The 13,023-nt window shown below is 69.7% G+C and carries 13 protein-coding genes and 1 other RNA gene; 4 read left to right on the top strand and 10 right to left on the bottom strand.

Translation table 11 applies throughout. The features are described from left to right. Positions 1-320: 320 nt before the first annotated feature. The 3 genes from AC3A5N_RS12965 (at position 321) to AC3A5N_RS12975 (ending at position 2,322) form a co-directional block, all read left to right on the top strand. On the top strand, positions 321-1,115 hold the full coding sequence (locus tag AC3A5N_RS12965; protein WP_487737742.1) for a phytanoyl-CoA dioxygenase family protein: 795 nt from the start codon (positions 321-323) through the stop codon (positions 1,113-1,115). Between the two features lie 78 nt (positions 1,116-1,193). Further along, a complete protein-coding gene (locus AC3A5N_RS12970) occupies positions 1,194-1,703 on the top strand; it encodes an RNA polymerase sigma factor (protein ID WP_487737743.1) in 510 nt (169 codons plus the stop codon). After that, positions 1,693-2,322: a hypothetical protein gene (locus AC3A5N_RS12975; protein WP_487737744.1), complete on the top strand. Its 630-nt coding sequence runs from the start codon at positions 1,693-1,695 to the stop codon at positions 2,320-2,322. The genes AC3A5N_RS12970 and AC3A5N_RS12975 overlap by 11 nt, the downstream gene beginning before the upstream one ends. A 128-nt stretch (positions 2,323-2,450) precedes the next feature. Here the strand turns inward: AC3A5N_RS12975 and AC3A5N_RS12980 are convergent, their stop codons facing one another. From AC3A5N_RS12980 to AC3A5N_RS13010, 7 genes are all read right to left on the bottom strand, one after another. Further along, positions 2,451-3,392, bottom strand: coding sequence for a gliding motility protein GldB-related protein (locus AC3A5N_RS12980; protein WP_487737745.1), 942 nt, complete (start codon positions 3,390-3,392; stop codon positions 2,451-2,453). 37 nt (positions 3,393-3,429) lie between these two features. Then, complete coding sequence (locus AC3A5N_RS12985) at positions 3,430-3,771, bottom strand: YbaB/EbfC family nucleoid-associated protein (protein WP_487737746.1); 342 nt, start codon at positions 3,769-3,771, stop codon at positions 3,430-3,432. 24 nt (positions 3,772-3,795) lie between these two features. Next, positions 3,796-5,571, bottom strand: coding sequence for a DNA polymerase III subunit gamma/tau (locus AC3A5N_RS12990; RefSeq protein ID WP_487737747.1), 1,776 nt, complete (start codon positions 5,569-5,571; stop codon positions 3,796-3,798). Between the two features lie 100 nt (positions 5,572-5,671). Then, an RNA gene (gene ffs / locus AC3A5N_RS12995) (signal recognition particle sRNA small type) lies at positions 5,672-5,766 on the bottom strand. Between the two features lie 92 nt (positions 5,767-5,858). Further along, a complete protein-coding gene (locus AC3A5N_RS13000; protein ID WP_487737748.1) occupies positions 5,859-6,137 on the bottom strand; it encodes an ETC complex I subunit in 279 nt (92 codons plus the stop codon). 116 nt (positions 6,138-6,253) lie between these two features. Continuing rightward, positions 6,254-8,695, bottom strand: coding sequence for an ATP-dependent helicase HrpB (gene hrpB, locus AC3A5N_RS13005; protein ID WP_487737749.1), 2,442 nt, complete (start codon positions 8,693-8,695; stop codon positions 6,254-6,256). A gap of 201 nt (positions 8,696-8,896) precedes the next feature. Then, on the bottom strand, positions 8,897-9,907 hold the full coding sequence (locus AC3A5N_RS13010) for a polyprenyl synthetase family protein (RefSeq protein ID WP_487737750.1): 1,011 nt from the start codon (positions 9,905-9,907) through the stop codon (positions 8,897-8,899). 78 nt (positions 9,908-9,985) lie between these two features. Between AC3A5N_RS13010 and AC3A5N_RS13015 the strand changes: the two genes are divergently transcribed. Beyond that, on the top strand, positions 9,986-10,291 hold the full coding sequence (locus tag AC3A5N_RS13015) for a chorismate mutase (RefSeq protein ID WP_487737751.1): 306 nt from the start codon (positions 9,986-9,988) through the stop codon (positions 10,289-10,291). 9 nt (positions 10,292-10,300) lie between these two features. On the opposite strand, the gene AC3A5N_RS13020 is transcribed toward AC3A5N_RS13015, so the two are convergent. From AC3A5N_RS13020 to AC3A5N_RS13030, 3 genes are all read right to left on the bottom strand, one after another. Then, on the bottom strand, positions 10,301-10,804 hold the full coding sequence (locus tag AC3A5N_RS13020; RefSeq protein ID WP_487737752.1) for a hypothetical protein: 504 nt from the start codon (positions 10,802-10,804) through the stop codon (positions 10,301-10,303). An 83-nt stretch (positions 10,805-10,887) separates the two neighbouring features. Beyond that, complete coding sequence (locus AC3A5N_RS13025; RefSeq protein ID WP_487737916.1) at positions 10,888-12,225, bottom strand: sensor histidine kinase; 1,338 nt, start codon at positions 12,223-12,225, stop codon at positions 10,888-10,890. A 112-nt stretch (positions 12,226-12,337) separates the two neighbouring features. Further along, positions 12,338-13,015, bottom strand: coding sequence for a response regulator transcription factor (locus AC3A5N_RS13030; protein WP_119512900.1), 678 nt, complete (start codon positions 13,013-13,015; stop codon positions 12,338-12,340). Positions 13,016-13,023: the final 8 nt, after the last annotated feature.

Consider the following 13,023-nt stretch of genomic DNA (forward strand, 5'->3'; position numbering starts at 1 on the left):
TGCGAGGGTGCAGCGAGCCAGCTCGCGTGGCACGCGCGGGCAGGAGCGGCGAGTGAGCGGGCGGGACCAAAAAGCGAGGCGGTGCGACTCGGGATCGGGAGACGATGGCAAATCGAGGCGATGTAGGAAAATGGTTTTCGGCGGAATTATCCCTCCGTTTGCAACCGGCGCGGTACACCCCTAATATTGCGACATGACGTTCATGATCTTCCATCGCGCAGCGGCGTTCCCGCTCGTTTGAGCGGATCGCGATAGCGAACCTGCCGGCGCCACCATGAGCGGGCGCAGCGAACTTCTGCACATTCGATGGAAAGCAACTCATGAGCCCCGACACCACCGCTGCGCCCGATGCCGGCGCAATCGCCTCGTTCCTCTCCGACGGCTTCATCCGCATCGACCGCGCGTTTCCCAAAGCACTAGCCGAGGAAGCGCGCGCGATCCTGTGGCGGGACACCGGCTGCGATCCGCACGACCGCGCGACCTGGACCCGGCCCGTCGTCCGGCTCGGCCACTATGCGCAGCCTCCGTTCCGCGAAGCGGCGAGCGGCCCGGCGCTCCACGCGGCCTTCGACGCGCTGGTCGGGCCCGGACGCTGGCTGCCGCCGATGGCGCTCGGCACCTTCCCGGTCCGCTTTCCCTCGCCCGAAGATCCCGGCGACGACGGCTGGCACGTCGACGTCAGCTTTGGCGAGGACAACCCGGACTTCATGGAATGGCGCGCCAACGTCCACAGCAGGGGCCGCGCGCTGCTCATGCTGTTCCTGTTCTCCGACGTCGGGCCGGAGGACGCCCCGACCCGCATCCGCGCCGGGTCGCACATCGACATCGCCCGCCAGCTCGCCCCTGCGGGCGAGGCCGGGCTGACGCTGCGGGAGCTCGCCGCGGACGGATTTGCTGCCTCGGCGCGCCGGCCCCAAGTGCTCGCCACCGGCGAGGCCGGCACGGTGTACCTGTGCCACCCGTTCCTGGTCCACGCGGCGCAGCGCCATCGCGGAACCGAGCCCCGCTTCATGGCCCAGCCCCCGCTCCTCCCGCGCGAGCCGATCCGTCTCGAGCGGGAGGACGATGCCTACTCGCCGGTCGAGCAGGCGATCAGAATGGCGATCGGAACCTAGAACCGGCCGCCCCGGTGCTTTCGGCCGCGTGTAAGAAATCCCCTCCCGCCTGCTACTAACGGCGTGAAGGTGGGGAAAATGACCGACGCCGAACGCAACCGGATTTTCGAGAGCTGGATCGAGGCGCACAAGGCCATCCTGTTCAAGGTGGCGCGCGCCTACGGCTCCACGCACTCGGACCGCGAGGATCTGTTCCAGGAGATCGCGCTGCAGGTCTGGCACTCGGCCGCGGCCTTTCGCGGCGACTCCGCGGTCGCCACCTGGATCTACCGGGTCGCGCTCAACACCGCGCTCGCCTGGAGCCGGAAGGAGCGCAAGCACGGTAGCGGACGACAGGACTTCGATGCGGCGACCGCGCTGCTGGTCGCGCCGCCCAGCCGCGATCCGCGGATCGAGTGGATCTACCAGCGGATCGCCGAACTCGACGAAGTGAACCGGTCGCTCGCGCTGCTGATGCTCGACGGCTTCAGCTACCGCGACATGTCGCAGATCCTCGGCCTCGGCGAGAGCAACGTCGGGGTGAGGATCAACCGCATCAAGGCGGCGCTGGCCGCCCGGCTGGCGAAGGAGCAGAACGATGGACTTTGACCAGATGATGGAGGCCTGGAAGACGCAGGACGACCGGCCGCTCTACGGCGTCAACGGCGACCTGCTGCGGCTGGTCCTGCGGCACGAGCAGGCCGGCATTCGCCGCGCGCTGCGCTGGGACCAGTGGACCACTTACGCAGTCGGAGGCGTCATGGCGGCGGTCGCACTCGCCTCGCTGTGGGCATTCCTCCACCATCGCGGCCTTTCGCTTCAGGCCGTCCTGGCGCTCTCGGCCGGGCTCGGTGCGACCGCGCTATGGAGCGGCGCGCTGTGGCTGAGCCGCCGGCGCCAGAGCGTGCGCGAGCGCGACTTCGGCAGCACGCTGCAGGAAGAGGTCCGCCGCAATCTGTCGCTGATCGACTACCGGCTCTCGCAAGTCGGCCGCTGGAGCACCCTCTTGCTTTGGTCGGCACCGATCGTGGCGAGCGCATCGCTGATCGTGTGGCTGATCATGGAGATCAACCGGATCGAGGACATCTGGCTGACCGCGGGGACCGCCGCCTTCCTGATCGTCTCGATCGCCGCGACCACCTACGACAGCAGCCGCACGGCACGGGAGGAGCTCCTGCCGCGGAGGCAGCGGCTGGCCGAACTGCTGGAGATGCTGAATTCGCCGTGAGGAGGGAACACCCTCGTGTCATCCTAGCGAAAGCTGGGATCGTTATGGGCTCAGCGCCAGGTTGCCAGCGATCCCAGCTTTCGCTGGGATGACGAAAAGGGAGGCCCTGGCGCCCGCCCCTCAGCCGGTCAGTCCAGCGCGATCCCCGGGTGCCATCCGCTTTGCGTCAGGAGCACGCGCGCGTCGGGGGCCTCGATTAGGTCGCGGATCGCGGCGTGCTTGTCGGGCGCGCGGCGGTAGTAGGCCTTGGCGATCCGATAGCCGACCCAGTAGCCGAGCTGGCCAGGATCATCCGCGGTCGTGTTGTCGAACCAGGCGGACAGGTCCGTCTTGCCGACATCGGCGAGGAACCGGGTTTCGATCTCGCGTTCGCGCCCATCGGCCGAGGCATGGACGGCGACGTTGGCGATGCCGCCCGAGATCAGCTCGCCCACGAACTCGGCCACGCCTTCCGCGATCGCACGCTGAAGCACAGTCGGCTCGTCGTTCACGGGCGGCTGCTGCACGTGGATGTATTCGTGCGCGATCACGTTGACGAAGCGGTCGTCGGCATCGCCGCCGAGCACTTTTGCAGCCAGGTCGGAGCACATCCCTTCAAGCGCGACCTGCACACCGTGTCCGCGCTCGGCGATGGCGATCGGCTTGCCGCGGCTCACCAGGATCGTCACCGGCGGCTTGTCGGCCTCGGGATAGATCTCGAGCAGATTGCGGAACGTCCGCTCCAGCCGGTCGGCAACGCGCGGGAGCGAGGCGAGGCAAGTGCGCGCGTTGGTGTAGAGCTCGGGCCTTTCCGCAAGCGCGCGGGCGATGTTGTCGGCGTTGACGTTGCGCACCGCGAGCAGGTGACGCAGGCCGGTCGAGCCCCGGTCGAGGTAGTCGCGCTGGATCTGGTCGGCGCTCGGCCGCCCGCCGGTGGCCTCATAGAGCTCGTAGAAGCGGGTGACGTCTTCGGTCTGGATCTCGATCGCGGCGGGCGCGGGCGGCGTGCCCGGGGGCGGAGCGGGCGACGCGCAAGCAGCGAGCAGGCAGCCCGCGGCTCCTGCAAGGGCTGCGTTTACGGCAGGTTTCACACGCGCCGCCTGCGGGACCGCGCCACGTGCCGCGCGATCATCCCATGCCCGGCAGGTTGAACCCCGGGGGCAGGCCGAGGCCGCCTTGCATCTTCTTCATCTCCTCGCCGGAGACGCGGTCGGCCTTGTCGCGAGCGTCGTTGAAGGCGGCGGTGACGAGGTCTTCGACCATCTGCTTTTCCTCCGCCTTCATCAGGCTCTCGTCGATCTCGACGCGCAGGATGCGGCCCTTGGCGCTGGCGCGGACCTTGACCAGGCCGCCGCCAGCCGCGCCTTCGACTTCGATCGCGTCGAGCTTGGCCTGCATCTCGCCCATCTGGGTCTGGATCGTCTCGGCCGCCTTCTGCGCGGCCTGGATCATCTCTTCCATCGATTGCATCGGGGTGGTCCTCTTTTCGTCTCGTCAGCGGCCCCAGGCGGCACGGCCGGAGCTGTGGATTTCGGCTTCCTCGACCAGTTCGGCCTCCGGAAACGCGGCATAGGCGGCCTCGACCAGCGGGTGCGCGCGCACCTTTGCCTGTTCGGCGGCCCTGGCGGCCTCCTCTTGCTCAACGAGCGAGGGGGCGCCTTGTTCTTCGCATTGTTCGACGATCCAGCGCTGGCCGGTCGCGGCCATCAGGGCGTCGCGCAGTTGCGGGGCGATGTCGTCGCGGAAATGGGCGGCGCGGGCGTAGCGCAGCATGCCCATCTCGAGTGCGATCACGCGGACCTGCAGTTCCATGATGCTGGCGGCGTGGTGGTGGCCCGCGGCCCGGATCTTGTCGACGAGCTGCCGCCAGTCGAGCGCAGCCGCCGGAGCCGAGCCGCTTGCGCCCTGCCCGCCGCCCGCAGGCGCGGCGACGCCGTTCGCGGCCAGGTCCTCCAGCTTCTTCGCCAGCTTGCCCGGGTCGGGCAGGTCGGCGGCATGGAGCACGCGCAGCAGCGCCATCTGCGCCGAGACCAGCGGGTCCGGCGCCTGGCGCACTTCCTCGTGCCCCTTGAGCAGGAGCTGCCATAGGCGGTGGAGCTGGCCGGCGGACAGGCGGCCCGCCCATTCGGCCAGGGCCGCGCGTTCCTTGGCGCTCGGCGCCTCGGGCTCCCCGCCGCCGATCTGGGCGACGGTGATGCGGTGGACGAGGTCCATCAGCCCGCGCATCAGCGCCAGCGGTTCGACCCCGAGCGCGTATTGGTCCGCGACCCCGGCGAGGAGGCCCTTGGCGTCGCCCTCCAGGATCGTGCCGAGCAGGCGGCGCTGGGCGCCCTTGTCGGCGAGGCCGAGCATGTCGCGCACGCGGCCCGCGGTCACCTTGCCCTCTTCGCCCATATCGGCATGAGCGATCGCCTGGTCGAGGATCGAGAGCCCGTCGCGCACCGAGCCTTCGGCGGCGGCGGCGATCATATGGAGCGCCTCTGGCTCGGCCGCGACGCCTTCCTGCTCGCAGACCCAGGCGAAGTGCGCCTGGAGCAGTTCGGACGGAATGCGGCGCAAGTCGAAGCGCTGCGTGCGGCTGAGCACCGTGACCGGCAGCTTGTCGACCTCGGTGGTCGCGAAGAGGAACTTCACATGGGCTGGAGGTTCCTCAAGTGTCTTCAGCAAGGCATTGAAAGCGTTGCGAGACAGCATGTGAACTTCGTCGATAATATAGATCTTGTAGCGGGCGCTGACCGCGGCGTAGCGGACCGCCTCGATAATCTCGCGCACGTCGTCGACGCCGGTGTGGCTGGCGGCGTCCATCTCGATCACGTCGATATGGCGGCCCTCGGCGATCGCGCGGCAGGGCTCGCACTCGCCGCACGGGTCGATCGTGGGCCCGCCCTCGCCGTCGGGCCCGACGCAGTTGAGCGCCTTGGCGATCAGGCGCGCGGTCGACGTCTTGCCGACCCCGCGCACGCCGGTCATCAGGAAGGCATGCGCCAGCCGGTCGCGCGCGATCGCATTGGCGAGCGTGCGGACCATCGGTTCCTGCCCGATGAGCTGGGAGAATGTCTGCGGCCGGTATTTGCGCGCGAGCACGCGGTAGGGCTGCGCGGACGTGTCAGGCTTGGCGGCTGGCGCGGGTGCGGGTTCCGGCGGCGCCGGCGCATCGCCGAACATGGCCGACTGGCCCGCCGCCTCGAGATCGGCCGCGCTCGGCGCGGTCTGGTCCTCCTCCCCGGTATCCCAGGGGAGATCGCCCGAAGTGTCCGGTGAATCACCCATGCGCGTTTAGGTAGGGCCAACAGCCGCCAATGTCATGCGCGGCGGCCCAGACCGGCGGTGAAAACGGCCGTGCGCGGCAGCGGGGCGTGAAAAGCGGTGTGAAAAAGGAGCCGAGCGACCCGCTGCCATCCGTTATGGCTGCTTCCTTCCGGACCTGACCAGGTTGGCGGACGCGAACGTCCACCCGACTCCCGCGGCGCATATGGCGGGAGATCGGGCGAATTGCAACCGCGCAGACCCACCTCGCTGCGACTAGCTTCGCGCGCCTCCCACGCGGGAGGATCTGGTTACCGGAAGTTGTCGGCGTAGGCCTGGATCTTGAGGTGCCGCGGGGGTGTAGGGTGGACGCGCGCCGGAATGCCGTACTTCGCGGCATAGGCCTGGGCCCCTTCCATGCTCGGGAAAGTGAGCACGACCTGCGACTGCGTGTCCGCGCTGCCGGTCCAGCCCATCAGCGGGTCCGGACGCTGCGCTTCGGACTGTTCGAATTCGAGCACCCATTCCGACGTGCGCGCCTTGCCGGACTGCATCGCGTTCTTGGGTCGCTGATAGATTCGTGCTGCCATTTCTGTTTCGTCCTCAAACGCCGGGCGGCGGGCATTTGCCCGCCTTGGCTTCGCGGCATAAGCCGCGGCGCGCGGTCGCGCTTGCGGGCCGTCTTTGCGGCCCGAGGCCGCCAAAATCAAGCGCCTCCATTCGAGAAGGCGTTCTTCGTCTTGAGGCTCGGGGCTTCGGCCCAGGGCGCCTCCGGCCAGCGGTGTTTGGGGTAGCGGCCCTTCATGTCCTTGCGCACGTCGGCCCAGCTTCCGCGCCAGAAGCCGGGGAGGTCCCGGGTCGCCTGGATCGGCCGGCCCGCGGGGCTGGTGAGCTTGAGGAGGAGCGGCGCGCCACTATCCTTTGGGCCGACCATGGGGTGCCGATCGAGCCCGAACAGCGCCTGCACGCGCACCTCGACGCTAGGCGCATCGTCGCCGGTATAGTCGATCGGGTGATGCGTGCGGGCGGGCGACACGAACTCGCGCGGGGCCTCGCGGTCGAGGCGCTGGCGGCTGTCCCAGTCGAGCTGGCCGAGGAGCGCGTCGACCAGCTTGCCGCGTGGCACCGCGAGATCGCGGCGCCCCTCGAGCAGGGGCCGCAGCCAGAGGTCGGACGTTTCCCTGAGTGCTTCGAGCGAGAGCGCGTCGATCCCGGCGTAGCGCGCGCGGGCGAGGAGCTCGGGCGGGAGCAACGTCCCCAGGCTCTCCACCGCCTTTTCCACAAGGATATCCACAACCTCGCCGGGTTCTGGTGCCGGGTCCGGGCCGCTGGCGAGGATGACCGCACCGAGGCGGCGCTCGAGCCGCGCCTCCACCCTGCCCTCGCGGCCGTTCCACCGCAGGAGCGAGCGGCGCTCGAGCCGTTCAGGCAGCCAGCGTTCGAGGTCCGCTTCCTCCAGCGCCAGTGCGGCGGTGATCCGCGCGCCTTTCGCCTGCCCCTGCGCGTCGCCGATCGCCAGCCACTCGGCACGCGCGAGCGGGCTCGCGGGGTCGAGCACGAACCCGCGCCCGCCAGCCGAGAGCCAGTGCTCGCCCGAGGAATCGCGGCGGCGCGCCACGTTGTCGGGCAGGCCCGCGGCGAGGAGGATGGCCGATGGCACTTCGCCCCTCGCGCGCCCGGAGACTTGCCGCGTCGCCCGCTCCGCCCAGCGCGCCGCGAGCTTGCGGCTCGCCTCGGCGCGGGGGGAGCGGTCGGCGCTCCAGCGCTGCAGGCGCGCGGCGAGGTCCTCGTCCCGCCCGCCGAGGCCGCGTTCCTGGAGGAGCAGCGCGATCCTGGCCGCCTCCCGCGCGGCACCGTGCTCCGCGCCGAAGAGGACCATCGCCCCATGCGCCGGGTCGAGCGGCAGGGCCGCAAGCATCTCGCCGCGCGGCGTGATCCGCCCCTCGCCGTCCAGCGCGCCGAGCCGCATCAGGCGCTCGCGCGCGGAGGCGATCGAGGCGGCGGGCGGCGGGTCGAGCCACGCGAGTCCGGCCGGGTCCGCGGTGCCCCAGCGCGCGAGGCTGAGCGCGAGCGGGGCGAGGTCGGCGGTGGTGATCTCGGGCAGGTCGAACTCCGGGCGGCCGGGGTGCGCGGCCTGTTCCCACAGGCGATAGGCGACTCGGGGCCCCTGCCGCGCGGCGCGGCCCGCGCGCTGGCCCGCCGAGGCCTGGCTCGCCCTGCGCGTGACGAGGTGCGTGGTGCCGGCCGCCCGGTCGAACTCGGCATGGCGGGCGAGGCCGCTGTCGACCACGACCGAGACGCCGTCGAGCGTCAGCGAGGTCTCGGCGATGGCCGTGGCGAGGACAATGCGGCGGCGGCCCTGCGGATCGCGGCGGGTGGCGGCGCGCTGCCCGGCCGGTTCGACCTGACCGTGCAGCGGGAGGATTGGCACCTCGGGCAGGCGTTCGGCCAGCCGCTCGCGCACTCTCTCGATCTCGCGCACGCCGGGCAGGAAAGCGAGCACGTCTCCTGTCTCCTCGCGCCAGGCGGTGAGCACGGCTTGCGCCATGGCGTCTTCAATCCGCTTGTCGGGTGACGACCCCAACCATCTGATTTCGAGTGGAAAGGCCCTGCCCTCGCTCTCGATCACCGGCGCGTCGCCGCCCAGCAGGCGGGCGAAGCGCGCGCCGTCGATCGTCGCAGACATGATGCAGATGCGCAGGTCCTCGCGCAGGACGGCGCGGCTCTCGAGCGCGAGCGCGAGGCCGAGGTCGCTGTCGAGATGCCGCTCGTGCGCCTCGTCGAACAGCACGGCCGAGACGCCTGCGAGCTCGGGGTCCTCGACCACCCGGTTGACGAAGATCGCCTCGGTCATGACGAGCACCCGGGTCCGGGCGGAAGTTCGGCTGTCGAGGCGGGTCAGATAGCCGACCGTCTCGCCTGCTTTCTCCCCCAGCATCTCGGCCATCCGCTCGGCTGCAGCGCGCGCGGCGACCCGGCGCGGGCTGAGAAGGATCACCTGCCCGGTGCACCAATCCTCGCTAAGCAGCGCAGGAGCTACGGCGGTGGTCTTGCCCGCCCCCGGCGGCGCGACCAGCACCGCTGCGCCGGACGTGCGCAGGGCGGCGAGGACGTCCGGCAGGACGGCGTGGATGGGGAGGTCGGTCACGCGGGTGCCCTAACCCACCTTGTCGCCATGGCGAAAGCTAGATCGGGCGAGCATAGCCCTCTCCCCTTCAGGGGAGAGGGTTGGGAGAGGGGAACTCGCGCAACATCCACCGTCGTTGCGATTTCGGCCCCTCAACTCCGGCTAGCGAGCAAGCTCGCACGCCTGCGTATCTCTCCCCTGAAGGGGAGAGAGCAGGAACCCTCAATACCCCCGCATCACCGCGAAGTGCGCGGCTTCAGCCATGGCGGCGCGAGCCCTGCCGTCGGGGAAGATCGAGATGGCGTCGACCGCGCGGGCAGCGAAGTGGCGGGCGCGGTCGCGGGTCGCCTCGACCGCCTCGTACTTGCCGATCAGCGCGATGGCTTCGGCGAGATCGTCGTCGGACGTGCGGTGGCCGGCGATCGCGGCCTGCCAGAACTTGCGTTCCTCAGGCGTGCCGCGCGCGTAGGCGAAGATCACCGGCAGCGTCATCTTGCCTTCGCGGAAGTCGTCGCCCTGGTCCTTTCCCATTTCGGCAGCGTCCGAATCGTAGTCGATCGCGTCGTCGACGAGCTGGAAGGCGACGCCAAGGTTGCGGCCGTAATCGTCGAGCGCCTGCTCCTCCCGCTCACCGCATTCGGCGACCACGGCGCCGATCCGGCTGGCGGCGGCGAACAGGGCGGCGGTCTTGGCGCCGATGATCTGAAGATAGCGTTCCTCGCTCGTCTCGATCTGGCGCTGCGCGGTGAGCTGCGAGACTTCGCCCTCGGCGATGATCGCGCTCGCGCTGGAGAGGATCTTGAGCACCTTGAGGCTGCCGTCCTCCGTCATCAGTTCGAACGCGCGGCTGAACAGGAAGTCGCCCACCAGTACGGTCGCCGGATTGCCGAAGATGATGTTCGCGGCGGCCTTGCCGCGCCTGAGTTCGCTGCCGTCGACGACGTCGTCGTGCAGCAGCGTGGCGGTGTGGATGAATTCGACCGCCGCGGCCAGCTTGTGCTGGCGCGCGCCCTGGTAGCCGACCAGTTCCGCCCCCGCGAGCGTCAGCATCGGACGCAGGCGCTTGCCCCCACCCGAGATCAGGTGCCCCGCGAGCCGCGGGATCAGCGGAATGTCGCTCTGCATCCGCTCGAGAATCACGGCGTTGACCGCGTTCATCCCGTGGGCCGTCAGCGCGAGCATCGGGTCGAGCGTGGGGCGGCGGCGCGGCAGGGAAACGACGTCGGCTGTCATGGCGGGCACGCATTGCTGCGGCGGAGAGGGCTTGGCAAGCTTGGAATTGCGCGCTGCTGCGTGATAAGCCCCGCCGCGATGCCCGATTCCGAGCCCTCCACCGCAGGCGACGCGCAGCTCGCCGCCTTCCGCCGCAGCATCGACAATATCGACGCCGCCCTGATCCACATCCTGGCGGAGCGGTTCCGCATCACGCAGGCGGTCGGCGAGTACAAGGCGGCCAACGCCCTGCCCCCCGCCGATCCGGGGCGGGAGGAGAAGCAGATCGCGCGCCTGCGCAAGCTGGCCGAGGAAGCGCACCTCGACCCGGAATTCTCCGAAAAGTTCCTGCGCTTCATCATCGACGAAGTGATCCGCCACCACGAACGCGCGCGCGGCGGTTAAAGCAGCGCGTCAGTCGTCGCGGTCGCGCCGCCAGCGGCGATCGTCGCGGTCGCGATCACGGCCGCGCCAGCGGCGGTCATCGTCCCGGTCCCTGTCGCGCCAGCGCCGGTCGCGGTCCCAGCGGTCGCGATCACCGCGCCTGTCCCGGTCACGCCAGTCGCGCCGGTCGTCATCGCGGCGATAGCGCGACCAGTTCTCGCGCCGGTCGCCCCGGTCGCGGTAGCGGTCGCGGCGCGATTCCCAATAGCGGCGCGTGTCGTCGTCCCACCGGTAGCGCTGACCGCCGCGGTCGTAGATGTAATAGCCCGTGCCCGGATAGTAGTAGTCGTTGTGCCAGCCGTAATAGGGATAGGAGCGGCCGCCGTAGTACCCGTCGTAATAGTCGTCGTAGTACCCGCTGCCGTAGCCGACCGAGCCGCCGTAATAGCCGTAGCCGTCGCCATAGGTGCTGCATGCGCCGAGACCGATGGCCGCGGCGGCAAGAAGGGCGGATGCAATGATACGCTGGGCCATGGCGGCCTCTCCCGGGTAACGAAGTTCGGCTAACCGATTATGCGCGAAACGGCCTGCGGTTCCGAAGAACCCGGGCGAAGCGCTCAGGCCGCCCGCGGCAGGATCAGACGCACGAGCAGTCCGCCGAGGTCCTCGCTCTCGCCCAGATCCACGCTGCCGCCGTAGATCTCCGCCACGTCGCGCACGATGGCGAGGCCCAGGCCGGTGCCCGGCTTGCCGGTGTCGAGCCGCGCACCCCGGTCGAAGATGCGGATGCGCTCCTCCTCGGGAATGCCGGTCCCGTCGTCCTCGACCCAGATCACGCAGCGTTCCGCCTCGCGCTCGGCGTCGATCGTTACGAACACGCTGCCGCCGCCGTACTTGGCCGCATTCTCGATCAGGTTGCCGAGGATTTCGTCGAGATCCTGCCGCTCGATCGCGACGCGCACCTCGCGGTTGCCGTCGATGTCCAAGCGGACCTCCGGATAGAGCCGCTCGACTGCGCGGCGCACCGCCTCCGCGCTGTCCCACACGGTGGTCCGCGCATGGCCGACGGAGCGGCGGCCGACGGCGCGTGCGCGGGCGAGGTGATGATCGACATGGCGGCGCATGGCGCGCGCCTCGCGGATCACGGTGTCGGCGAGATCGGGCGCGTGCGCGGTGGCGGCGTTGTTGACCACCGTCAGCGGCGTCTTGAGGGCATGGGCGAGATTGCCGGCGTGGGTGCGCGCCTCCTCCGCCTGCCGCTCCGAATGGGCGAGGAGCATGTTGATCTCCTCCACCAGCGGCTGGACTTCGAGGGGCAGCGGGTCCGACACGCGGTTGCTGCCTGTCGTGCGGATGCGCTGGATCGCCGCGCGGATGCGGCGCAGCGGGAGCAGACCGTAGTAGCTCTGCAGCACGGCCATGGCGAACAGGCCGAGGCCGAGCGCGGCGAAGCTCCACACCAGGATCGAGCGGATGCGCGCGATCTGTGCGTCGAGGTTCTCGCGCGCGGAGGCGACCATGAAGGTCCAGCGGGTGTCGCTTTCGGGCAGGATCACCGTGCGCTCCACCACGCGCAGCGGCTCCTCGGGAAACTGCATGTTGTCGTAGAAGTGCGGCTCGTGATCGACGTGGTCGCCCTGCGGCTGCAAGGTCCGGTCCCACAGCGACTGCGAGGGCTGCGCGCCGAGCGAGAAGGATTCGAACCCCTCGCGCCCCTCGGCCGTGATCTGCCAGTACATGCCGCTGTTCGGCTCTAGGAAGCGCGGCTCGCCGATCGGGCGGATGAAGTAGACCTCGCCGTCCGGGCCCACCTCGGAGATCACGATCATCGTGTTCAGCAGGTAGCCGAGCTGTTCGTCGAAGCTGTTCTGGACCTGACCGGTCAGCGTCCGCTCGAGCGCGATCCCGCCACCAACCAGAAGCACAAGGATCCAGCCCGCGGCAATGAGCAGCATGCGCCGCGCGAGGCTGCCCGTGTGCGGCGTCTGACCGTCGCTCTCGCCGTCCGCAGCACCGTCGCCGGACGGAGCCTCCGGCTCGCCGGAGGCGGGCGCCGACTTCGGGGCGTCAGGCGCGCGGGGCGTCTGCGGGGTCGTCGAGGCTGTAACCGAGGCCACGGATGGTCGTGATGACTTCCGCACCCAGCTTCTTGCGGATGCGGGTGACGAAGACCTCGATCGTGTTTGAATCGCGGTCGAAATCCTGATCGTAGATGTGCTCGATCAGTTCGGTGCGGCTGACCACCTTGCCCTTGTGGTGCATGAGGTAGCTCAGCAGCTTGTATTCCTGCGCGGTCAGCTTGACCGGCTCCCCCTTGAGCGTGACGCGGCCCGAGCGTGTGTCGAGCCGCACGTCACCGGCGGTCAGTTCGCTGGAGGTATTGCCCGAGGCGCGGCGGATCAGCGCGCGCAGGCGGGCGATCAGTTCTTCGGTCTGGAACGGCTTGGCGAGATAGTCGTCCGCCCCGGCGTCGAGCCCGGCGACCTTGTCGGACCAGCTATCGCGCGCGGTCAGCACCAGCACGGGGAAGCCGCGCCCTTCGCGGCGCCACATGCCCAGCACGGTGAGCCCGTCGATCTCCGGCAGGCCAAGGTCGAGGATGACCGCATCGTAATCCTCGGTCGCGCCGAGGAAGTGGCCGTCTTCGCCGTCGGTCGAGAGATCGACGGCATATCCGTTCTGTTCGAGCGTGGACTTGAGCTGCTGGCCGAGCGTAGGTTCGTCCTCGACGATCAGGATGCGCATTGCTGGTT

This window comes from Pelagerythrobacter sp. Soil_C_18 (assembly GCF_057657235.1).